24 protein-coding genes are annotated in these 21222 nt (G+C 42.6%); 15 read left to right on the top strand and 9 right to left on the bottom strand.

All coding sequences use genetic code 11. From position 1 onward, the window contains the following. Positions 1-525 (top strand): hypothetical protein (locus tag BCU12_RS23345; RefSeq protein ID WP_157939887.1); only part of this gene is annotated, 525 nt, incomplete at its 5' end. A gap of 313 nt (positions 526-838) precedes the next feature. Next, complete coding sequence (locus BCU12_RS17745) at positions 839-1471, top strand: inovirus Gp2 family protein (RefSeq protein ID WP_198599369.1); 633 nt, start codon at positions 839-841, stop codon at positions 1469-1471. A gap of 42 nt (positions 1472-1513) precedes the next feature. Here BCU12_RS17745 and BCU12_RS17740 read toward each other — a convergent pair whose 3' ends face one another. The 7 genes from BCU12_RS17740 to radC all read right to left on the bottom strand — a co-directional run bounded on the left by BCU12_RS17740 (position 1514) and on the right by radC (position 6001). After that, positions 1514-2860, bottom strand: a complete 1347-nt coding sequence (locus BCU12_RS17740) for a hypothetical protein (protein ID WP_102405579.1) — start codon at positions 2858-2860, stop codon at positions 1514-1516. Next, positions 2847-3596 carry a hypothetical protein gene (locus BCU12_RS17735; RefSeq protein ID WP_102405578.1) on the bottom strand — a complete coding sequence of 250 codons (750 nt, stop codon included), beginning with the start codon at positions 3594-3596 and terminating at the stop codon, positions 2847-2849. The genes BCU12_RS17740 and BCU12_RS17735 overlap by 14 nt, the downstream gene beginning before the upstream one ends. 107 nt (positions 3597-3703) lie before the next feature. Next, entirely contained in the window at positions 3704-4039 is a 336-nt protein-coding gene (locus BCU12_RS17730) for a hypothetical protein (RefSeq protein ID WP_099166899.1), read from the bottom strand. Positions 4040-4187: 148 nt separating this feature from the next. Then, positions 4188-4439: a hypothetical protein gene (locus tag BCU12_RS17725; protein WP_102405577.1), complete on the bottom strand. Its 252-nt coding sequence runs from the start codon at positions 4437-4439 to the stop codon at positions 4188-4190. A gap of 176 nt (positions 4440-4615) precedes the next feature. Further along, a complete protein-coding gene (locus BCU12_RS17720; protein WP_102405576.1) occupies positions 4616-5056 on the bottom strand; it encodes a DUF2787 domain-containing protein in 441 nt (146 codons plus the stop codon). 49 nt (positions 5057-5105) lie between these two features. Then, positions 5106-5534, bottom strand: a complete 429-nt coding sequence (locus BCU12_RS17715; RefSeq protein ID WP_102405575.1) for a DUF2787 domain-containing protein — start codon at positions 5532-5534, stop codon at positions 5106-5108. Continuing rightward, positions 5531-6001 carry a DNA repair protein RadC gene (radC, locus tag BCU12_RS17710; protein WP_102405574.1) on the bottom strand — a complete coding sequence of 157 codons (471 nt, stop codon included), beginning with the start codon at positions 5999-6001 and terminating at the stop codon, positions 5531-5533. The genes BCU12_RS17715 and radC overlap by 4 nt, the downstream gene beginning before the upstream one ends. A 148-nt stretch (positions 6002-6149) precedes the next feature. Between radC and BCU12_RS17705 the strand changes: the two genes are divergently transcribed. From BCU12_RS17705 to BCU12_RS17695, 3 genes are all read left to right on the top strand, one after another. Then, positions 6150-6335, top strand: a complete 186-nt coding sequence (locus BCU12_RS17705; protein WP_198599368.1) for an AlpA family transcriptional regulator — start codon at positions 6150-6152, stop codon at positions 6333-6335. Between the two features lie 76 nt (positions 6336-6411). Next, positions 6412-6852 carry an RNase H family protein gene (locus BCU12_RS17700; protein ID WP_102405572.1) on the top strand — a complete coding sequence of 147 codons (441 nt, stop codon included), beginning with the start codon at positions 6412-6414 and terminating at the stop codon, positions 6850-6852. Between the two features lie 72 nt (positions 6853-6924). Then, positions 6925-7356 (top strand): hypothetical protein, encoded by a 432-nt coding sequence (locus BCU12_RS17695; protein WP_102405571.1) that lies wholly within the window; start codon positions 6925-6927, stop codon positions 7354-7356. 70 nt (positions 7357-7426) lie between these two features. Here BCU12_RS17695 and BCU12_RS17690 read toward each other — a convergent pair whose 3' ends face one another. Continuing rightward, on the bottom strand, positions 7427-8287 hold the full coding sequence (locus tag BCU12_RS17690) for a WYL domain-containing protein (protein WP_102405570.1): 861 nt from the start codon (positions 8285-8287) through the stop codon (positions 7427-7429). Positions 8288-8434: 147 nt separating this feature from the next. Between BCU12_RS17690 and BCU12_RS17685 the strand changes: the two genes are divergently transcribed. From BCU12_RS17685 to BCU12_RS17655, 7 genes are read left to right on the top strand one after another with little or no spacing between them, the layout of a single operon-like run. Next, positions 8435-9712: a hypothetical protein gene (locus BCU12_RS17685; protein WP_102405569.1), complete on the top strand. Its 1278-nt coding sequence runs from the start codon at positions 8435-8437 to the stop codon at positions 9710-9712. Further along, on the top strand, positions 9702-10271 hold the full coding sequence (locus BCU12_RS17680; RefSeq protein ID WP_102405568.1) for a hypothetical protein: 570 nt from the start codon (positions 9702-9704) through the stop codon (positions 10269-10271). The genes BCU12_RS17685 and BCU12_RS17680 overlap by 11 nt, the downstream gene beginning before the upstream one ends. Beyond that, positions 10265-13057: a hypothetical protein gene (locus BCU12_RS17675; protein WP_102405567.1), complete on the top strand. Its 2793-nt coding sequence runs from the start codon at positions 10265-10267 to the stop codon at positions 13055-13057. Before BCU12_RS17680 ends, BCU12_RS17675 begins: the two co-directional genes overlap by 7 nt. Continuing rightward, positions 13054-13935, top strand: a complete 882-nt coding sequence (locus BCU12_RS17670; RefSeq protein ID WP_102405566.1) for a Wadjet anti-phage system protein JetD domain-containing protein — start codon at positions 13054-13056, stop codon at positions 13933-13935. Before BCU12_RS17675 ends, BCU12_RS17670 begins: the two co-directional genes overlap by 4 nt. Positions 13936-13955: 20 nt before the next feature. Further along, positions 13956-14795, top strand: a complete 840-nt coding sequence (locus BCU12_RS17665; protein WP_102405565.1) for an HNH endonuclease — start codon at positions 13956-13958, stop codon at positions 14793-14795. Beyond that, entirely contained in the window at positions 14788-15189 is a 402-nt protein-coding gene (locus tag BCU12_RS17660) for a (deoxy)nucleoside triphosphate pyrophosphohydrolase (protein ID WP_102405564.1), read from the top strand. Before BCU12_RS17665 ends, BCU12_RS17660 begins: the two co-directional genes overlap by 8 nt. A gap of 11 nt (positions 15190-15200) precedes the next feature. Continuing rightward, the gene (locus tag BCU12_RS17655; protein WP_198599367.1) at positions 15201-17114 is read left to right on the top strand and encodes a DNA/RNA helicase domain-containing protein; all 1914 of its coding nucleotides are present in this window, start codon (positions 15201-15203) and stop codon (positions 17112-17114) included. 87 nt (positions 17115-17201) lie between these two features. On the opposite strand, the gene BCU12_RS17650 is transcribed toward BCU12_RS17655, so the two are convergent. Then, a complete protein-coding gene (locus BCU12_RS17650; RefSeq protein WP_102405563.1) occupies positions 17202-17708 on the bottom strand; it encodes a lecithin retinol acyltransferase family protein in 507 nt (168 codons plus the stop codon). Positions 17709-17794: 86 nt separating this feature from the next. Here BCU12_RS17650 and BCU12_RS17645 point away from each other — a divergent pair, with 86 nt between their 5' ends. The 3 genes from BCU12_RS17645 to BCU12_RS17635 all read left to right on the top strand — a co-directional run. Further along, complete coding sequence (locus BCU12_RS17645) at positions 17795-18184, top strand: helix-turn-helix transcriptional regulator (protein WP_102405562.1); 390 nt, start codon at positions 17795-17797, stop codon at positions 18182-18184. A 79-nt stretch (positions 18185-18263) separates the two neighbouring features. Beyond that, entirely contained in the window at positions 18264-19169 is a 906-nt protein-coding gene (locus BCU12_RS17640; protein WP_198599366.1) for a restriction endonuclease, read from the top strand. 28 nt (positions 19170-19197) lie between these two features. Further along, positions 19198-21222 (top strand): DEAD/DEAH box helicase family protein (locus BCU12_RS17635; protein ID WP_102405560.1); only part of this gene is annotated, 2025 nt, incomplete at its 3' end.

The raw sequence follows: 21222 nt of genomic DNA, 5'->3' as shown, positions 1-21222 counted from the left end.
TTTAGGCAACAACGCCCATTGGAAGCGGTATCGAAGGCCATTTGGGATGATGTGTGTTTTCAAAAGAACATTGATAATGGAACAATGTTTTCCGAGAAGTACCTAAGCGAGAAAGAAGATAAATTAGAGGAGTTAGAATCTGAAAGAGTGTTTTTAGGACGAGTGATTTTATATCTATCCTTAAATTTATCATTTTCATTACAGAAGGTATTACGTGAAAAATGCTTGGTTACAAATGGACTTAGAAACATCAATGTGATTTTGCATGACTTGAAGTCATATCATTCTGATAAACTTGGTATCTACTTTCCATCTTTCGGGTTGTCATGCGGCTTTTATTTTGATTCTAAATTTTTCTTTGTACATTTGAAGCCCGAAACTAAGACAAAGGCCCAATATTTGTCAGAGCTTGATGCACAAGTAAAGTCTGGCGAAAGTACTGATTACCATTCGTTAAAAAAAGAAATAGTCTTCCCAAAGACAGTAAAATATGAGCTTAGAGTTCAGTCTCACCCATTATCTTAGTAGCAATCATAGAGAGGTGGGGATGTAGCCGCTACGTAACTTAATTTCAGAGTAGCCTCAATTGATTGAATTGAGGTTTTATTACCCAAAATTGATTGAGCTGTCACGCTGATGTCATCTGCTTTGAGGTAAAACCAAAATAGAATGGTTTGACTGGGCATGTTCATATCTCGTTATTGCGGTATGGTAATATTACCTATATACCATTCATTAACTTACCCTTACCAAACACAATTCAATAAAGATACTTACCTCATTAAATAACCACTCCCAATCATCCTATACCAGAGACATTCACCCCAAAGGTATAATGATGAAAAAACTTAAAACAACGAACGATGATACATTCAATGGATTGCCAGTCTTAAAGCTAAAAGGCGGTTTAATTAGTAGCTACCTTGATAAGTTGTATGACACGATTGATAAAGCCGTTACACAATACCCTCGTACGACAGCCATTAGAGTAGACTTACGTTTAGCGAAGTCTTTATTGTTTGATGACACCGGAGTCATCAAGAATTTTATCGCTTCGTTGGATGCTCAGATTCAAGCGGATCTCAGTCGAAAAAAAAGGAGAGGTCAAACTGCTCGTAGTTGTAAGGTTCGATATGCTTGGTGTAAAGAAAGAAGCACGTCATTGAGTCACCATTACCACCTTGTCTTGTTATTGAACAAAGACGTGTACCATTCTCTTGGAATGTTTGGTCAAAAAGGCAATTTATCAGACATGATAAAGAAGGCGTGGTGTCGAGCGTTGGATATCAATGCCAATGAAGGTGATACCTTAGTTCACTTCCCAGACAACCCTACCTATTGGTTAGAGCAAAACTCAGATAAATTCAACCAACAGGTGGATAACCTGTTTAAACGGGTCAGCTATTTGGCTAAGGTTGAGACCAAGCAATATGGGAATAGATCACGAAGTTTTGGGTGCTCTCGAACTTAAAAAAGAGGGCAAACCATCGCCCTCATTAATCCTTATAAACAATTAGTTTTGAGTGACGGTTTGCATTCTAATAGCCGTTATTGAACTCACTTCTTTTTCAACTGTAGTACCAGCGTCAAAGTTGATGTAGTACTCAGTAAAGATTCCACTTGGGTATTGATAGAACATCAGTTCATTATCACTTACGACGGCCATTCGTTCATTGGCATCAAGTTTAGTACCACTAGAAGCATTGATTGTCGTTGTAGCGGGTTGGTTAAGTTCAGCCTTACTGATATCAAAACGCATGAAGTTAGGCAGCGCACTATTATCATCTACGCTTGAGTTCATGCAGTACAGTGTGGTTTGGCCAGCATTGGCTACGTGGCCGCTATGCGCCTTCGGTGGTTCGATCTGTGTGATTGTTTTGGTTGTGTCATCGAACTGATACACAGAGCAATCTGAATGCATTTTATAATCACCACGGACCACACTCATGGAGGACGGTCTGTACCCATTGGTGGTCCATAGAGCATCGGTTTGGTCTAAGGTAGTTCCATTCAATGTAAGCTCTATAAGTGCATCATCGAAATCTCGAACTGCATAGAGTTTATCTGCGTATAGAAATGGGACAGACAACTGTGATGTATCGTAACTAAAGTTGTGCTCTGTACCGTCTTGTTCTACCCACGTTAAGCTATCACCACTCCAAGGAACGGTGACAATATCACCTGTTGATAGAATGACGTTGTTTCTTAAGTAATCATCAAAGACTTTAGAAATGGTAAACGTACCATCAACAAGTTCTGCTTTATGCAGGCTGAGTTCATCACTGTGTCTAAAGTAAATACGCGTGCTATCTCCATTGTGGGAAAAGCGTGTATTGGTGACCCAAGCTTCATGTTCAGCTTCCACCTTTTTATAGATAGGAACGCCGCCCTCGACCAGTGGATAAAGATTACCGGTATTCTTGTCCTGTATTAGGGTGTAATTGCCTTCATACACCACGTCATCCACGGTGACGCTGACGTTGCTCATGTTGATTGCGGAATAGGTGGTATTGAGGTCGACGATCATATCGATAGTCGGAGTCACAACGCTCTCAGCATCATCGCCTTCAAAGCTAATCGAGCTTGCCTCACCATTTTCTGGGTTCTCATAAACGTAAGCACTTTGCCCGTCATCTAAAGGTGTATTGAACGTAGTTGCTCTAGAATATGCACGATAGCCAGTCAAATCGTGAGCGCGAGGCTTAAAGGTTTGAAAACCATCATTAACAACACTCATGCTTGATATTGAGCGCGTTTTGTCGCTAATAGGGGGGTTTCCATTGGAGCCCCCTCCGCAAGCTGTCAGAGCTAAAGCAATAGAGCTGATGAGAGTTGTCCTGAGTAACTTAGTATTTTTCATGATCATTCCTTGTGTGGTTGTTTGAACATTTGTCTTTAAGTGTTGGTTCTCGCTTAGGTGTAATGACTTCAGATAGTGAAAATCCTTTTGGATAGGTAAATCCGAATGTACTGATGTAGATGTCTTGAATTTGATTGAGAGGGACAGCGCAAACATGGTTTTCGAATTGGTAGATCAATTGAAGGGCTTCACTCTCTAACACAAGCCCAAGTGGACAGACGTATTGGAGAGTTTGTTTGCTGTTCAGATGGAGGCGAATTTCACGCTGGTAATAGATTGCTAGACAAAGCTTGTCAAAAAGAGCTTCGTCATAATTTTCTTTCTGATTTATTAACGTGTATCGAATATCAATACGTGGACCTTGGTTGTGGTCCATTAGCAAAAAGGGTGCAAATGCGCCTTGCATACTTGGTAGATAACTTTCAGGAAGTGCTGCTTTTAAACTCTCAAAAGCAAACTCAAGAAGTACAGATTCTTTAGGGCCCATGAATACACCGGGTTGGGGTCTTCGATGATAGCTATAGGGCAGGGTTCTATCGTCTTTTTCAATATCTAGGTAATCCGTCAGAATATTCAAGCAGCGTTGTACGGTACGTTTCGAACGCTTAATCCCAGTACTCGCTAATCGTTCATGAATTTCACTAACTGTAACTTTTCGTTGAGTCGGTATGTGAGAGTAAATTTCAAATACTAACTCTATATGTTCGATGCGTTGTCTGTTTGGTTTAGAAGACATGGGACCACCAAAATTTAAACGTGATCAATCGCCTCATCACTAAAAAGTGATGAGCTAAAGATTCAACTTGATTAGGGATCGGCTGGTGGCCACACAGCCTGATGCGATTACTTTTTGTAGTTAATGACGAGTTTCTTAGCTAGAGGGTACTTAGCAATTTCATAATCTGGGTTTCTGGTTGCTAAGTTATGCGCCGATATTGCGGCAGCTGAAGCTAATCCAAAAATGACAGCAGGGCCTGAAGCCAAAGTTGCTGCCATCGTGGTTGAACGACCTGCTGTGTATATTCGACAAGATAGCCTTTGCTCCTCTATGAGCCGCTCAATCTTTTTCACTGCTTGAGAGAAGTTTTTTACCCGAGTTATGGTGAACGACTCTTTTCGTTGGATTAAAGCGATGAGCTCTTCATCATTGGTATGATGCAGTACATTACTTGTGGTCATTGTGAATCCTTAGTTGGGTGTCTATGAACCATCACTGATGGCATTAGGATAAGGATGGGTGAGACAAATAACGTCTCACTCAAATTGCGGATAATGATTATGTGAAATGGGCTGTATATTTGAATTTAAATAGCTTCAGGAAAGGCCATCATTCGTCTTTTGCGGCTTCTAGAATTTCACTTAGTAGGTAACCTCTATTCATCAGTTCAATAGTGGCTAAGAGTCGTTTTAGGTGAGCCGAAGAAAGGCGTTGGATGAATTCAAACAGCTCGTGATCTGAACTTTGCTCTACCTCCTTTTTAAAGTGCTGATACTGTTCATTAAGGTAATGACAACTCGCGAGAGCGACTCTGATGAGCGCTTTTGTGAGCTGCTCTTTTAATGGGGAGATATTGGGCATGATTGTTATCACTTATCGGTAATGTCGTGATAAGTCGTGGTTGGGATTCAATGATGAAAAGTCATTCAGGCCTTGCTACATAAAGGGTTAGCTCTCTCCGAAGCACGACTTTTTGATGGCTGTAGTGGTCCGGTGCCTTTGTATCGTGACATAGACCCGGACGGGTTGTTCTCTCATTACGAAGTGATAGATATAGAGTCAAACGCTTCCATATCGATGTAGTTTAAGAAGTTATCCTGCCAAAGCTCGAACATCTCTACTGCGGAATAATTACCCTTGATTGGGCTCCATCCTCCGAACTCTGTAAAGAACGCTTGGTCTCGAAAGTCAAAGTCTAGACATCGTGCCAATTCTGGATACACATTCCCAACGTAAGCAAAATCAGTGATGTATTCGACATTCCATTGACCACGGGAGATCTGTGTCATCGCGATTTCAACAGGGTGAAATCCACCAGCTTCTGAGCTGTATGAACTATCTCGAAAGTTGAACGTCAGGTAAGTACTTTGAGCTATTGACTCACTCTGGGTTAATTGTTGTTGAAAATGGTTGTTTAACAGTGCGTGAAGTTTGTCTGACACAGGTAAACTTGATGGGTGAAAGAGCAGAGTAGACATATTGATGCCTCCTTGAATTTAGATGAAAGAGTGTGGTGATTGGTTAGCCTTAGCGGACTTGAGTGAGTTGTATGTCATCGAAGACATGCTGAGTTAAATGCTCATGGAAAGCGCACATCCAGGCTTGGAACACTTTTGTTGTGACAGGGTGGCTCAGGCTCGCTGCCCCCGCGTCTGGTTGATAGCACCAGTGATTAAGTAGGTGGAAATAGAGATACACATCGAGCGAGTCGGTGGCTTTGTCTTGATAAGTAAAATTGGCCACGAAAACCAAATTCCAATCAGAGCGTGAATTCTCCCGCTTTAACTGAATCTCTACAGGGGCGACCCCTTCCTTTGTTTTGTAGTAGCTTGTATTTCGGCAGTTGAGTGCAATGCGTGTCGTGTCTTTAGGAATCGAGTAGCGAGCGATAGTTTGCTCTAACTGCTGGTGGAGTTTGCTATTGAGGGTGATGTCACCATAGTGTTTTGTAATCATAACCAGCCCCTCTCTGCAAACGATGTGCATTGTTCCCCGACAACAATATGATCCAGAACTCGAACATCAATGAGCGCTAAAGCATCTTTCAATCTCGTCGTGATACGCCTGTCTGCTTGGGACGGTTCAGGATCGCCTGATGGATGGTTATGAGCAAAGATAACCGCTGCCGCATTGGCCTTCAGAGCAGTCTTTACTACCTCCCTTGGATAGACGCTTGCTGCATCAATCGTCCCTTGAAACAACTCCTCAAACTCAATTAATCGGTGTTGGTTATCTAGCAACATGACGGCGAACACTTCGCCTTCACTGCCGCCTATCTTAAATCGCAAATAGTCTCGGGTAGCTTGTGGATTGGTAAATACATCTCCTCGTACATAACGATCTTCTAATATCTCTGCAGCCTTTTCTAGAACGCGATGTTCATGCTCTTGCTGTGAGAGTAGTGGTGGTGAAAGTGTTCTCATTTTGGTTCTCCTTTAATCAGGCTTTAGGTCATTCACTTTAATGACATATACCTCAAAAAGGTTTGAATCAGAGTAAGCCGAACCAGCCTCATTTTTTTTAACACCATCTCCTTATCCCATGAGGACCACAGGCATAGGAGAACGTCCCATGAGATTTTTAAAGCTAAAAGAAGTGATTGAGAAAACCGCATTAAGCCGCTCGGCGATATATAGAAAAATGGACGAGGGTGATTTTCCTGTATCGGTAAGCTTGGGAGATAGGGCTGTCGCTTGGGTAGAAAGTGAGGTGAATAACTGGATGGAAATGCGCTTGGCTCAAAGACCAAACCAATAAGACTGAATTAACGCCACTGCACCAATTAAGGCATTACCTAAATGGTAGGCCAAAACTCGAACAAAGGAGCAAGACCATGAACGAAGAAAACTGTGCAATCTATATCGGTATCGCGACATCAAAAGGAAACGCATCAAACCTACAGGGTGGGGTTGGTCTCAGTGTTTATAACTATGATGGGCAGTTAGTTGACGAAAATAATCTATTGGTCGGTGAGATTGCCGATAGTGCTGAGTTAGAGCTTATCGCATTGATAGAAGCTATAGCTTATGCCAGGGATGGAGACTGCCTGTATTCGAGTAGTGAATATTGTGTGAAAGGGTTCAATGAATGGTTAGATAACTGGAAAGCCAAAGGGTGGCGAAAATCTGATAAGAAGCCAGTAGCTAACCGTCATTTATGGCAACAAGTTGATACGTTGAGATCCAGTAAGTTTGTTGAAGTAAGGCGTGCGCATAAGGTCGGGGATTTTGAACAGATGGGAAGAGCGGGGGATATGGCTAGAACTAGGCTGTGATTTTTGTCAGTCCACTATGGTTTTTTCTATTTATAACTCGCTATAGGAGAAAAGCGACTAAAAGGAAAAGAGATGAATCATTTGTACAAAAAAATCCCCGCCTTATCAAAAGCCAATCAACGTATCAAAGCTAAAGAGAAAATCTTTCTGTTAGGTTGGAATAACGAGTCACTCAAAGAATACTTCACTCAGTACCCACCAGCAGTGGGTGAGCAGTTGATTGTTTTCGATGCTTCAGGTGGTTTAAACCAATACCATTTAGTTACTGTCATAGATTCTAGCTATGGGAAAAGAAATCTAATAAAGATAATGGGACACTCGAACGGCTACTCAAGCGAGCTTTACTATCGTTCTGGCAAAAATGCACATAATGGGTATCAAGCTAGTACTAAAGTGTGTTTGCTACCGTATCACGAGAGAGTTGCTCAACAAATCGAACTGAAAGGAGGAATTAAAACGTATACGGAAGCCGACGTTCAGCGACTGCTACAGCGAGTCACTTAGGCAGTCAATAATGCAACACACTGAAACGATAGCTCGGAAATTAATCGAGCTATCGTTTCAGAGGTGTTTATCAGAAAAGTAGGTAAGGCTTTAGTTCTTCGAAATTGTTTAGGATGATCTGTTGTCCTTTGGGGTTCGAATTCAACATATTAATATCGATATTATAGGCGTCTAATACATAACGGACTAATGCGGCATTTGTTGGTATCTGTAGCATGTTTTCATTCATTCCATAATCATTGGAAATGACGGCAGCTTGACTAGTTGTAAAGCGAGAGTCTGGTGCTAACTCTACTGTTATCTCGTTATTCCATAACTCGTCTTGGCTTTTTCCCATCGTCATTTTGTCATTGATATCAGGAATGCCCCGAATTCTACTCAACACAAAATCTCTATAGCCTCTGGAATACTCACAATAAGCTCGAACGTGCCAACGTAGTGATGTGCAAACGAGAGTATGCGGGGAAATCAACCGATCAACCTCAATCCCATCTTTTAGTGATGTGTAGCATATATCGACACGTTTCTTCTCTCTGATAGCTTGAACCAGTGGGCGTAAAATTTCAGGTGCAATGTTACGTGTCACCGGACGGACCATCGTTGTATTTTCAAAGCCCATATCAAGTTCTTTAAATGTGATGGTCATATCTTCGCTTCTTGAAAGAATGTGCAAATATTCATCAGCATGACCGCTTGTTAGGCATGGAGCAAAGCAATCACTGGGCTTGTATCCTTTCAACTGCTTATCGTAGACAAGGTTGCCTGGCGCTACATCGGTTAGGTAGGTGTTGATGTCTTTAGATGCTTGCTGCCTGCCAATACCAAAGCTCTTGATCAGGTGATTGGTTGTTAACCGTCCCTCCCACAGCGCGATGACTTCTATCATTCTGTAGCGGAATAGTAGATCCCACCGAATTGGCCATTTGCTCATTCTCAAATTCCTGTCTAGTTATGCGACGTGTATGTGTAATCAGTATTTACGTGTAGTTGATGGCGATATATTGTGGTGGTGGTGATGAATAGTCAATCAAGTAATTCATTTTGTCATTTCTATTGGATACGCATTAAGTAGGTTTCAATGGTCACACCTAAAAGTCTCATCTTTCAACTACACCAACATTGGGAAGTGGTTGAGCAGTTAACTCGCCTTTCACGAGAGGTTCCAGCGTTTGAGTTTAGAATGCTTGAGAAGGTGATAAATCAGCACAAAAACAAGACGATGGATAGCAATAGTGTACTGACTAGTCTTGTTAATGCTGACATTTTACAGCCAATCAATCGTAGTAGTGATTATCAGCTAAACACGCTAGTCGTGGACTTTGTCAGAGGCTTAAGCCAAGAGCATGAGTTAGGTCTATCCGCAGTGCTTAAAGCCCGAATTGATGCGATTAAAGATGCGACAGGTCAGGTGCTAGAAGGACTTGATGAAGAGGACAATTATTTGCTTCGTACCGGCGCTAACAGGCTGTCGGAACTGCTACGAAAGATAACTCAGCAGTTAACACAAGATAAACAGGCAATCTTCGAAATAGCGGAGTTAGCCAAGTCCGTGGATACCAATACGCCAATAGAGCGTCGTTACCGTGAAGTCTTAGAGGTGTATGACCAATACGTTGAGCCCATGAACGAAATGATGGATAGCGGCCTTGGCGGTAGTTTCTATCCCCTGCTAGAGAAGGCGGAAGAAGCATTGGATCATGCTGTTGATATGCTTTCTATACGTGGCTCTTTGTATCAGCAAAGGTTGGCAATGCGCCAGATAGCCTATCAAGTCAAAGATCTCCGATACCAAGGACGAGTTATTGCTCAACAATGTGCTGACACTTTGCTGCCATTGAGAGAAGAATCCAGACAGCACAATCAGCTTTCAGCGGTTGTCAGCAAGCAGCTTAGCCAAGTTCGTAAAAAGGGCTTAGTTCGAGGACTTAACTCTAATGGTTTACCTCTGTGGAAAGGTAACCGTGTCACCAAAATTCAATTGGATAACCAGGTGCGTGAGTTGATGGCAGAGTTTATGAACTTTGAACCCAGCTCTATTCCGTTCCCTGATGAGGAAGAAGTGCCGGAGAGTTCAATAGCTAACTGGGTTGATGAAGAACATTTGAGAGAACAACTTGTCCACGCGCTACCGGTAGAGAACCTAATGACGTGGTTAAGTGGGAACTATCGGCACTTACCAGATGCGGAGCTATTGAGGCTTTATCACGAACTTGTACGAGATCACCAGTGGGAGAGCTGGTTAGGAGTGAGTTCAAATACCACCGAGCTGAACACAGTAGTAGTAACCTATCACCCTCATGAAATTAAGACGTTAGTTGGCTCAACAAATGCAAAGGATGTTGAAAATGCAAAATAGTAAAATTGATTTAAATGAGTTGGCTCATCTGACAGAGCTATTTAATCTTTTTGATTCTGGTCGGCACCTAAACCGCTCGATGGACGCTGCTCTATGGCATGAGCTAGAACAGCACGCAGAGCAATACCAGCACCTATTTGCTAGCTTAGGTTTCGATTTACGCATTGATGTTCGTGGCTTTGCTTGGTTCCATGATGAAGATGGTAACCCGAATATCAATAAACAATCGCGCCAGTTGGCGCTGCTGTTGATGGTGATTTTTGATCACCAAGCTGATATTGGGCGCTCACTTGGTCAATTTTACCAATGGACGATTGATAATACCTTACTAAATGAAGTCTATGAAAAGCATCAAGGGCTTTTGGATGCAGAAGAACTCGACCAAGATGCACTAGCAAAGATACTCGACAATGCAGTGCGAAAAGGCTTTGCTGCTCAGGAGAATAATCATTGGCGTTTGTTGCCTTCGGTATATCGCTACCTGGACTACTTTAAATCCATTACTGAGCAAGCGTCCGGAAATGATGTTGCTGATTATGAGGAAAATGAATCATGTTAAGTTACGGCTTTCAACGATTAGCGTTAATTGGTAGTGCAGGGTATCAGCGGGCAGAACTTCCTCTCGACGATTCTGTGTCACTTATTGCGCCCAATAACCAAGGTAAAACAAGCCTAATCAACGCGCTCCAATTTCTGTTGATAATCGATCAAAGAAGAATGGATTTCGGCTCTCACACATTAGAGAAGGCTCGTCGCTTTTACTTTCCGAACAACAGCGCTTACATCTTGCTCGAAGTCATCTTACCGCAAACTGGCACTGTCGTGTTTGGGTGTGTAGGTAAAGGGGTAGGCCATGACTATGAGTACTTCGCTTATAAAGGTGAATTGAACTTAGATGATTTTCGCTTGAATGATGGCAACATCGTCACCCAACCAAAGTTGGTCAATCACTTAGCGACAAAGAAACATCGAGTCTATAAGTACAATGATAAAGAGTTTCGACACTCGATTTATGGGGGGACAAAAAGTAAGAAAAACAGCGAGATCGACTTTACGGTATTCAAATTGGAACACGTAAGCGACGCTCGTTCGTTCCAGCAGGTACTCACCAAGACGCTAAGACTGGACAAGCTTAACTCCAGTGATGTGAAAGACTATTTGTTGAAGATATTTAGTCGAGACCTGCCCAATGCCAGTATTGATTTTAAGCAGGAATGGGAAAAAGCATTTCAAGACATCAACCTAGAGCGTGAGCAGTACCTAGCAGCCGTCAATAACCTGGATACGATTCATGAGCTCGAGCAAAAGTTTGCTCGAACCTTGTCACTACGGGGAAAGGTCGTTGCATGTCAACCGAAAGTGAATGAGTTGCTGCAAGACTGGCACGGCCATGTTCAAACAATGACAGAAAGCCTATCAACGCAAAAAGATAAACTTGAACAAACACAACGTGAGCTACGAAACCAAGATATTGCTCGTGCAGGGGAACGTACAGACTTAGCCAATAAATTGGGAGAGTTAGAGCGTACCGAGCAGCAACAAAAAGATCTGGAACAACGGTTTACCCTGATCCCGGATCAATCGTTTCTGGAGAGTTATCTAGAATCAGCCGAGCAAAAGTATGAAGCTCAAGCTGCATTGTGTGTTCAATCACAACGCTCTTCCTCTGTCGCGATTGGCAAACAGTTGAAAGAAAAAGAAGAGCAGCTACAAAGGTTGCATTCTCAACATCAAACACTGGGTGACAATTTATACCTCCACCTCTCCAAAGTACTCAGCACACATGAGTTAGAAAAGCTGAACAAAGTATTTAGCCAACAAGTGATGCAACTGTCACCTTCACAGTATTCATTCGATATCAGTCAGCTTCAAGAAGTGCTAAAAGGTCAATCAGTCGACCGCCTCACATTTTCTGGTTTAACGTTATCCATTGATAAGCTTATTCCTCAACACGTTCAAAAAACTGAGCAAGAGCTGGTGGAGGAAATTGAGGATGTTAATAAACAAATAAATGAACTTAAAGAACTGTTTGAAGCAAGTAGAGAAAGCGAGGCTGCTGAGAATAAAAAGAACCAATTACGAGACGCAGTAAGGCTGTGTGAGCTGGATCTGAAGGATTACCAACAGCTTCAACAATTAACAAAAAGCCGAGTGCAGAGAACAGAACAAAGACAAACACTTGAGATTAAGCTGCTAGCGATCAACGCTGCCCTTGAGAACGCAGGTGAGAAGCACACCGAACTTGCAAGACAAATCGGTGAGATTACGGATAAGCTTAGTCAGCTTAGGTTGGACGATAACAGTGTTGAAAAACTAAAAAATCAAAGAATTGATGACCAAGCGCTGTTTGCTACACTTTCTGACCAACCACATACACCATGGATAGTTGTTGATGAGTGGTCTTTGGAATACCTACCCGTTAGGCTTGAACAGTACATAGAGGACTGTAAAGATCTCGATAAGCTATCTAAAGAATTGCGCCAAATGAAAAATGACTTAGGTCAGAAGGGGCTTACAAAGTTTCAGATAGCGCAAAGTCAGGATGATGAGATAAAAGGTATTATTCAATTTAGTTACTGTTTAGATGATGAGAAGAAAGCGCTGGAAAGACGTGCTCGTTCGGCAGTGATCAATGTCACGGCAAGTCTTAAGGAACTCCGCAGCGGACTCTATGCACTGCAAAGTAAGATGAAGGAATTTAACCGCTTAATCAGTCACAGACAGTTATCGGATCTCAAAACTTTCAAAATCGAACCAGTTGAAGAAAGTCAGCTTGTTGATGCAATGAATGTACTGATACAGCAAGCAGAGCAAACTGAAAGTGGTCAGAGTTTCGAACTGTTTGATCAAGCTAGTATCCTTGATGATGCAGAGTTAGAACGAGCGAAGAGTCTTTTGATTGAAGAAGGTAATGCTCGCCAAGGGCTGAGGGTCGCAGACTTGTTCAGACTTGAGTTTGTCGTTGCCAAGCAAGGACAGCAACAAGAGTCATTTGAAGATATTGATAGTGCGGCTTCCAACGGAACAGTGTTGATGGCCAAGCTTGTTACCGGTCTTGCGATGCTACATATAATGCAAAATAAACGTCACCAAATGAAAGCGGTATGCTATTTGGATGAAGCATTAGCACTGGACACTAAGAACCAAGCTAACTTGATAGAGATTGCTGATCAGTTTGGTTTTGCTCTAATTTTTGCTTCACCTGCACCGTTAACAACCGCTCGGTATTGTGTACCGATTCATCAGGCGAATGGCAAGAACCACATTAGCCGTAATAGCTGGCAGATTTTCGAGCCAATTGAGATCCAAGAACTGCCGAAGCCGCAACTGGAGCCATCGCTATGAGCCAGGCATTGGTTAAAGCATTAACGCGACTAGTCGATGTTTATCCAGATTCCGTCGCCGGAAGTGCAATGACGCCATCTCAGAAGAAGCAGCTTGAAGAGTTCTGTCGCAAAACTCAGTGTGTACAAGTTATTCCTAAAGGCCGAGGGATAGCCTACAAAATTCAAAATATTGACGTCGTTAAAGTTACACTGGAGCAGTTGGCACCAAATCAAAACGTGTCTCCATCAGCCCCGCAAAGAGCTGTAAACATAGCCATCACACGGAGCAGTAAACAAGGGCGTGCAAGTCACGATGTAACTTACATGCTGGCAAAAACGGTTGCTAACCCTTTATGGAGGGTATCAGAAGTGCTAACTGAGCACTTAAAAAGCGCGACAGAAGAATTCGGTGTCTTTTCGCTTGAAGTAGGTGGAGAGCGAAACAGAAATCTTCACACTCATCATTCTATTTGGCTGGTAGAAAACCAAGCACTCTTCGATAGACTAGATTGGTTACCCAATAATGAACCTACCACCGTGATCTGGTACCGAGGGCAGTTACACAACAAACTGAATGAATGGTTATCGGCGCCTGATAGGGCACCGATGGTCTATTTTTTTTCGGACTATGATGGCGTAGGGTTAAATAACTATCGTCGCTTAAGGTCAAAACTAGAAGAAAGAGCAGAGTTTTGGTTGATGCCTAATTGGAAAGAGTTATTGGTGCGTTATGGGCAAAACCAGCTTTGGAATGATACTGCTCGAGAATTTGATTCGTTTGAGCAAAATAGTCAGAGACTTTTGGAGCATTCCCCTCCGTTACGAGAGCTCGTGATGCAAATGAAGAAACATGGTTTAGCTCTTGAGCAAGAGGCTGTTTGGCTTAGAAATGAATAAGAAAGGATAAAAATTGGAACATGTATAATCTTTCATTGCCTCAAATAGGCTCCAAACTAAACAACATTGAATTATGTGAAGCATTCGGCTGTAGCCCCCAAGGTGGCATGCGTCGAGCGCACAAGACTAATACGCTGGTTATTGTCTCCAATCACATAAAGTCGATCTATGATGACCGATGGTCCGGTGATGTCCTTCATTATACGGGAATGGGAAGCAAGGGTGACCAAAGCCTGACATTCCAACAAAACAAAACTCTCGCGGAATCTGGTACTAACGGAGTATCGGTTCACCTTTTTGAAGTATTTAAAGACCAGGAATACACGTACGTTGGTGAGGTTAGACTCAATAGTACTGCTTACTCTGAAACTCAATCAGATGAGAAAGGGGAGCTAAGAAAGGTATATGTCTTCCCGGTAAAATTGGCTTCTGGTGAGCGTCATGTTAGAAAACAAGACAGAGAGAATGTAGAAAACGTTCGAGTTCGTAAAGCCAGAAAGCTAACAGTTGAAGAGCTACAAGATTTAGCGGCAAAAGGTCGAAAAACAGCAACACGCTATCAACAGAAATCGACAAGCTATGAGAGAAATATTTGGGTAGCTGAACTTGCTAAGCGATTAGCTAAAGGTCAATGTCAGCTTTGCTTGAAACCAGCTCCGTTTAACAATGCTAAAGGTGAACCTTACCTTGAGACGCATCATATCGTCTGGTTGTCCAAAGATGGTGATGACACGCCAGACAATACCGTGGCGTTATGCCCTAATTGCCATAAGAAGATGCACATCGTTGATGACACAAACGATGTAGAGGCTTTGAAGTCTCGTTGTAAGCAATTACTAAAAGAGCATGAAAATGAGTAAGAAACATATCGAAGTGGTCGCTGCCGTATTGATGAACGGCGGTCAGTTTTTGGCGGTCCAAAGAGGGCTGTCTCAGCTTGATTATATCAGCCAGAAATGGGAATTTCCTGGTGGAAAGGTAGAAGCGGGCGAAACTTTAATAATCGCTATTACTAGGGAGTTAGAGGAAGAGTTAAGAATCACCGTTACCGAACCTCAGTTTTTATTAACTATCGATCATAGTTACCCTGATTTTGATATCACCATGCATAGCTTCGTTATAGAAATTCCTACTCGTGACATTGAGCTTACCGAACACATTGACTATCTCTGGCTCTCTACAGAGCAGCTTTTAGAGGTGGATTGGGCTGCCGCTGATCTTCCTGTTGTCGAAAAGCTTCAAACAACCTTCTAAGGAATAAGTAAATGGATTTAAAGGCGGGTTGGGAAGGAACCTGGCAAGAGTTTCTTCAAGTTGATAAAGCAGTTTTTATCAATGAACTTATTTCATTTCACACAAGTCTCGACTGGACTCAAGAGCTAGAACCCACCCAACGTTTTGCATGGGAAACCGAATATGACTTAATGAAATCGATGCTCGGTCATGTCGTTAGGGAGTCTAACGTTAACCCTGAGACTTGCTGGATCGCCTTTGAGCAAGAGCTGATAGGTGAGGGTGGAAAGAGAGCAGCAGACGTCAACTTGGTTCTACCTACGGGAGACTTGTTTGTCGTTGAGTTCAAACATAAAACTGAAGCCTCAGAGCATGAGATCCACCGTGCGAATTCAGATTTACAAACCATGCTTCGTTACCACAATGAATCGATAGGTTTGGTAGGGCATGGATTCTTAATATTAACAAAGCCTGGTGCAAAGGGGTTCAAACATTCAGACGTTGTTTGTGAGATAGCAGACAAAGGCGATGCTCCTTTGTTGACGAATCAATTGGTCACATCGCTGAGACAGACAAGTAGTTATGATGTCCTTCGTTGGTCAAAGGGCGAGTTTTATCGCCAGCCAAGCATACTGCACGGAACTGCACAGGTATTTTTCGATGCCAAAATTCCCACATTAAAAACGTCGGCGAGTGAAAACATCGAGGAAGCAAGAGATGCTCTTCTAACGCTCTATCAGCAATCTAAGGCCAAGCTAAAACGTTACGTTGTAGTCGTTCATGGACGTCCTGGAGCGGGGAAAACACTCTTGGGGATTAGCACTGTGGCTTCAGTAGCTCGCAATGACAGTGTTAAACAGAGCGAGCCTATCTTTCTATCCGGTAATGCCCCGTTAGTGCAAGTACTTCAACACACGTTAGATTTTTATGGTAAGCGTAAAGGCAATGATGTACTAGGCCGGACTATCGATGGACGGATCATGATCGAAGACCTACATATTTTCAAAAAGCACATCAAGAGTTCATTTGGATTGCGTCAAGAAACCTTTGTCGTGTTTGATGAGGCGCAGAGAGCTTGGGAGAAGGCAAGCCCTAGAGATTCAAAGTCACCCTCGGAACTAATGCTATTTTGCAATTGGCTATCTCAACAACCTTTTGGTGTATTGGTTCTTCTGGTTGGTGATGGGCAGGCTATTCATCGTAATGAAATGCAGTTAGATCAAATGCTAGCGGATCTCGATGTTGCCGTTAGTGCGCAAGATCGAAGAGTGACGCCAGTAATGCCTTCATTACATGCCGATAAGATGAAGCTTATAAGTCCAATCAAGAAGGACGTCTTTAATCTAAAGACACCGATTCGCCAGTCATATACCGAAGACTTAGATAAATGGATTGAAGCAGTTCTCTCTAATAACCCAGAGCGTGCACGTGAAGTTTGTTTAACCATTCAAGCTCACTATCCACTGTGTGTCACACAAAGCAAAGATTCGGCCGAAAGTTACGCATCTGAGTTACAAAACACTTTGCATGAGGGAAATTGTAAACCTGACGCTTTTAGAAGTGGCTGGTTGATGTCGAGCCGTGGTGGCAAGTTCATCGATGAAGTACAAAAAGACAAGTTTAAGGTAGGGAAGAACATTGGCCCGTGGTACGTAGAGCCTCCAAGCTCTAAGAACTCATGTTGTCGATTTGAGACTGCGTGTACGGAGTTTAGTTGCCAGGGTTTAGAGTTGTCTTTGGCGCTGTTTAATTGGGGGAACGACTTGCTATATCGAGATGGTCTACTCGTTCTGTCCGAGGACAATCGTCATCGTCGCCAATATAACCATTACACAGAAGGGAGTTATCGAGTACTACTTAGTCGAGGTCGTAGTGGGCTAGTGATTAAGTGTGATGATAGTGAAACTTTCGGTTATTTGAAAAGCTGTGGAATGCAGGTTGTTTAAATACCGGTGCTCTTGGTGGATTTGAACCGAGTGACTTGAAAAACGTTTATGAAAGAAGTGGTGCACTATGTGTCCCACTTCTCTTTGTTATAAAACACGGTCATATTGACGAGCCGCATTGATAGCGATGCACCCAATAAGTCCACCTGCTAGCATATACAACAATGAGTTTTTAGATTGATTGCAGTGAGCCAAAAGTAACCCTGCCACAACACCAAGCCCAGCCCCCTGTAGCTGCTCGCTTGAAGGTTTCCCATGTAGCAGGCTAGAAGCCAGGTGCTCGCAGTTATTATCTAATACGCCATATTTTTTGGCTTTCTTGATCAACAGCTCTGCTTGATTAAACAGAACACTTTTCTTTTCTTCACTTAGGTGACTTAAGATCACTTTCACTGGTTTCCCGTTTGCGTACTCTTCTAAGGCACAAATCTTTACATTGCCATCTGGAGAGTTGTGAAGGACTCGCCCTTTTCCTAGATAAATTCCAGCATGCTCCACGAGCAGCTTTGAACGATAAAGTAGATCACCAATACTAAGATTATTCTTCATAATTTTCCCTTTCTGATTTAAAGTATGTGTATTCAAAATTAACATTGAAATGCGTAAAACGTATATCAATTCATTTAATTTATACCTATGCACTTAATTGATCAAGTGTTATTTTGTTATTGGTGGTGAAAATGCAAGATAAAATGGTTTCATATTCATCTATTTTGGGCGTCGTCGTTGCGAATAAGCGCAAAGAGTTAGGCGTTGAGCAGAGCGTTCTGGGTGATATGATGGGGCTTTCACAAGCGAGTTACAGCCGTTTGGAGTCCGGAAAATCTACGTTTTCCGTTGATCAGATGTTCGAATGTGCCAAAGCTCTTGGTATAGATCCAGAAGAACTATTCCACTCTGTTGTGAATACGGTGAACAACCTTCAAAAAAGTGAACAGGTAGCCGTTCAATCTCAACCGAGAGGTAATACGACAAAGGCTAAATCTCAAGAGGGGAGCAATGTCGGTACTTTCATTGCGGGAGCCGCTTTAGGTGCATTGATAATTGGACTCGCTGGTAAGTCTAAATAAACGTAACGTATATCAATGTAACTGATTGTATATTCGGGTATATTGCCGAAACTAAAAGTCAAAATGGTTAGGGTTTGTAGTGCTTCCAAGTTATCAAGAGTTAATGAAGCCAGTGTTAGAGGCTGCCAAAAATGAAGAAGTTAAGCTTAGCAACGTTGTAGACTTGATAGCTGAGCAGTTCAATCTGTCAGAAGAAGAAAGAACCGAGCTTCTTCCTAGCGGGCGACAAGCTGCATTCACCAACCGAGTTGGATGGGCCAAAACTTATTTAGCCAAAGCTGGGCTTTTGGATTCAACAAGGCGTGGTCATTTCGTGATAACAGACTTGGGAAAAGACGCTCTAAACAGTGGCGAAGAGATTAATAACCAATACCTAAAGCGTTTTGATGACTTCAATGCGTTCACCAAGCAAAAGAATGGTAATTCAGACAAAGTCGAAGATACAACTGTGTCTGATAATGATGCGACGCCAGATGAAGTGCTAAGAGCAGCTTACAAGCAGATTAACGATGCCTTAGCGTCAGATATTTTGTCGCGTACTCGTAAAGTATCTCCAGCCTTCTTTGAGCAACTACTTATCGAGCTGCTACTAGCAATGGGCTATGGCGGAAGCGATGAGGGTATGGCTCATACGCTAGGAAAGAGTGGCGATAACGGTGTGGATGGCGTAATTAATCAAGACCCACTTGGTGTTGATCAGGTCTACATTCAGGCTAAGCGTTATGCGGATGGCAATAACGTTGGCGCTGGTGAAATCCGAGACTTCTTTGGTGCGCTTAATCTGAAGAAAGCGCAGAAAGGCATCTTCATCACTACATCAGAGTTTACCTTATCAGCAACTCAGACAGCGAAAGACCTAGGTATGCGTATTGTGCTGATCAATGGTAAAGAGTTAGCAAAACTGATGCTTCGCTATAACATTGGTAGCCGTGATGAAGACGTATTGTATTTGAAAAGAATCGACGAAGAGTTTTTCGAAGGTTAATCAATTAAACAGAGCTTGGAACTGAACTATGGATATTGACGGACTAAAACCGGAAACGCAGGCACGCTTATCAATTGATGAACAATTGAAGGCCTCTGGCTGGAAAATACAGACTTGGCCCAAGGTCAATCTTGGTGAAGGTTTGGGCGTAGCGGTTCGCGAGTATCCAATTGACAGTGGGAAAGGGCACTATACAGATAGTGCTGATTACTTGTTATTCGTTAACCGGTTAGCGGTTGGTGTTATCGAAGCTAAAAAAGACGAAACGATTCTTTCACAGGTGGAAGAGCAAACGCTTCGCTATGCCACTAGTAAAATCAAGTTCCGAAAAGAAGAAGCGCCTTTATCATTTCTATTTGAAGCAACAAGCCAAGTTATTCATTTTACTGATTTGAGAGATCCAGCCCCAAGAGCCCGTGAAGTATTCCACTTTTTCAAACCAGAGACCCTACAGACGTGGTCCAAACAAGAAAACTCATTACGTTACAGTTTAAAAAACTGTATGCCAGAATTGGAGAAAGCGACTCTACGTGATTGTCAGGTAAGTGCTATCACAGGACTTGAGAAGTCGTTATCTGAAAATAGACCTCGTTCGCTGATACACATGGCAACAGGTGCAGGCAAAACCTTTACTGCTATTAATGCGGTCTACCGTTTACTTAATCATGGTGGTGCGAAACGTATACTCTTTCTGGTAGATACTCGAAACTTAGGCAAACAAGCACAACAAGAGTTTCATGCATTTAAACCGCAAGGTAAACAAACCTTCTTTCATGAGAATCACATTGTTCAGCGCTTAAACAGCAGCACAATAGACGATGCGGCTGAAGTGTGTATTTGTACCATTCAACGCATGTACTCTATCTTGAGCGGAAAGCCTATCGATGAAAGTGCCGAAGATGTCTCTCTACATGAAATCAAACAAAATCAACAACAGGGCAAGTTGGTTAAGTACAACCCAGCAGTACCTATCGAAACCTTTGACTTTATTATCGTCGATGAATGCCACCGCTCTATTTACAACTTATGGAAACAGGTACTTGATTACTTTGATGCTTTCACCATTGGTTTAACCGCCACACCAGACAAGCGTACTTTTGGTTTTTTTAATGAAAATATTGTTGCCGAATACAGCTATGAAGATTCGGTTCTCGATGGTGTGAACGTTGGCTACGATGTCTATGAGATTGAAACAGAAATTGGCAACAAAGGCGCTGAGCTAAAAGCCAAAGAGTGGCTCGATCACCGAGATAAACTTACCCGTAAAAAACGTTGGGCACAGGCCGAAGAAGATAGCAATTACACTAGCAAAGATCTCGACCGTTCGGTGGTCAACAAAAGTCAAATTCGCCAAGTAATAAAGGCGATGAAAAGGGCGGTTGAAACAGAGATATTTTCTAATCGTAAGGAAGTGCCAAAAACACTGATATTCGCTAAAACAGACAGCCATGCAGATGACATCATTCAGATTGTCCGAGAAGAATATGGCCAAGGTAACGAATTCTGCAAGAAGGTCACTTACAGTGCAAAAGACCCTGACGGTATTCTTAATGACTTTCGTAACGATTTTAACCCAAGGATTACGGTTACCGTTGATATGATTGCAACGGGAACCGATGTGAAGCCATTAGAAATCTTGCTCTTTATGCGAGACGTACGCAGCAAAGGCTATTACGAACAAATGAAAGGGCGTGGCGTACGTAGTTTGAGCTATGAGGATTTACATAATGTCAGCAAGAGCGCGACTACCGATAAGGATCGCTTTGTCCTCATCGATGCCGTTGGAGTAGAGAAATCCCTAAAAACAGAAAGCCGACCTTTAGAGAAAGCCCCTAATCTGTCAATGAAAGACTTATTGCAAGGCGTGGCGATGGGGCATCGAGACGATGACACCATCCAAAGTTTAGCCAGCCGTTTAACGCGCTTAGCTAAACAGCTCGATAAACGAGGTTTAGATAAAGTAGAAAAGCTAGCAGGTAAACCATTACCACAGTTAGCCAGAGAGCTACTCACCGCGATTGACCCAGACGCTATCAATAAAAAAGCATTAACC

Origin of the sequence: Vibrio sp. 10N.261.55.A7, from assembly GCF_002877365.1 — a bacterium.
In the GTDB taxonomy this organism is placed as follows: domain Bacteria; phylum Pseudomonadota; class Gammaproteobacteria; order Enterobacterales; family Vibrionaceae; genus Vibrio.
Note: the sequence above shows the minus strand (reverse complement) of the source record. Positions and strands in the feature narration are given on the sequence as shown.

Bases quoted from the DNA above. Each gene is read 5' to 3' on its own strand.
- BCU12_RS17720 (WP_102405576.1), bottom strand. From the start codon at position 5,056: ATGTCTACTCTGCTCTTTCACCCATCAAGTTTACCTGTGTCAGACAAA.
- BCU12_RS17695 (WP_102405571.1), top strand. From the start codon at position 6,925: ATGAATCATTTGTACAAAAAAATCCCCGCCTTATCAAAAGCCAATCAA.
- BCU12_RS17685 (WP_102405569.1), top strand. From the start codon at position 8,435: ATGGTCACACCTAAAAGTCTCATCTTTCAACTACACCAACATTGGGAA.
- BCU12_RS17665 (WP_102405565.1), top strand. From the start codon at position 13,956: ATGTATAATCTTTCATTGCCTCAAATAGGCTCCAAACTAAACAACATT.
- BCU12_RS17680 (WP_102405568.1), top strand. From the start codon at position 9,702: ATGCAAAATAGTAAAATTGATTTAAATGAGTTGGCTCATCTGACAGAG.
- BCU12_RS17715 (WP_102405575.1), bottom strand. From the start codon at position 5,534: ATGATTACAAAACACTATGGTGACATCACCCTCAATAGCAAACTCCAC.
- BCU12_RS17690 (WP_102405570.1), bottom strand. From the start codon at position 8,287: ATGAGCAAATGGCCAATTCGGTGGGATCTACTATTCCGCTACAGAATG.
- BCU12_RS17740 (WP_102405579.1), bottom strand. From the start codon at position 2,860: ATGAAAAATACTAAGTTACTCAGGACAACTCTCATCAGCTCTATTGCT.
- BCU12_RS17745 (WP_198599369.1), top strand. From the start codon at position 839: ATGAAAAAACTTAAAACAACGAACGATGATACATTCAATGGATTGCCA.
- BCU12_RS17660 (WP_102405564.1), top strand. From the start codon at position 14,788: ATGAGTAAGAAACATATCGAAGTGGTCGCTGCCGTATTGATGAACGGC.
- BCU12_RS17725 (WP_102405577.1), bottom strand. From the start codon at position 4,439: ATGCCCAATATCTCCCCATTAAAAGAGCAGCTCACAAAAGCGCTCATC.
- BCU12_RS17705 (WP_198599368.1), top strand. From the start codon at position 6,150: ATGAGATTTTTAAAGCTAAAAGAAGTGATTGAGAAAACCGCATTAAGC.
- BCU12_RS17675 (WP_102405567.1), top strand. From the start codon at position 10,265: ATGTTAAGTTACGGCTTTCAACGATTAGCGTTAATTGGTAGTGCAGGG.
- BCU12_RS17670 (WP_102405566.1), top strand. From the start codon at position 13,054: ATGAGCCAGGCATTGGTTAAAGCATTAACGCGACTAGTCGATGTTTAT.
- BCU12_RS17650 (WP_102405563.1), bottom strand. From the start codon at position 17,708: ATGTTAATTTTGAATACACATACTTTAAATCAGAAAGGGAAAATTATG.
- BCU12_RS17730 (WP_099166899.1), bottom strand. From the start codon at position 4,039: ATGACCACAAGTAATGTACTGCATCATACCAATGATGAAGAGCTCATC.
- BCU12_RS17735 (WP_102405578.1), bottom strand. From the start codon at position 3,596: ATGTCTTCTAAACCAAACAGACAACGCATCGAACATATAGAGTTAGTA.
- radC (WP_102405574.1), bottom strand. From the start codon at position 6,001: ATGAGAACACTTTCACCACCACTACTCTCACAGCAAGAGCATGAACAT.
- BCU12_RS17655 (WP_198599367.1), top strand. From the start codon at position 15,201: ATGGATTTAAAGGCGGGTTGGGAAGGAACCTGGCAAGAGTTTCTTCAA.
- BCU12_RS17645 (WP_102405562.1), top strand. From the start codon at position 17,795: ATGCAAGATAAAATGGTTTCATATTCATCTATTTTGGGCGTCGTCGTT.
- BCU12_RS17700 (WP_102405572.1), top strand. From the start codon at position 6,412: ATGAACGAAGAAAACTGTGCAATCTATATCGGTATCGCGACATCAAAA.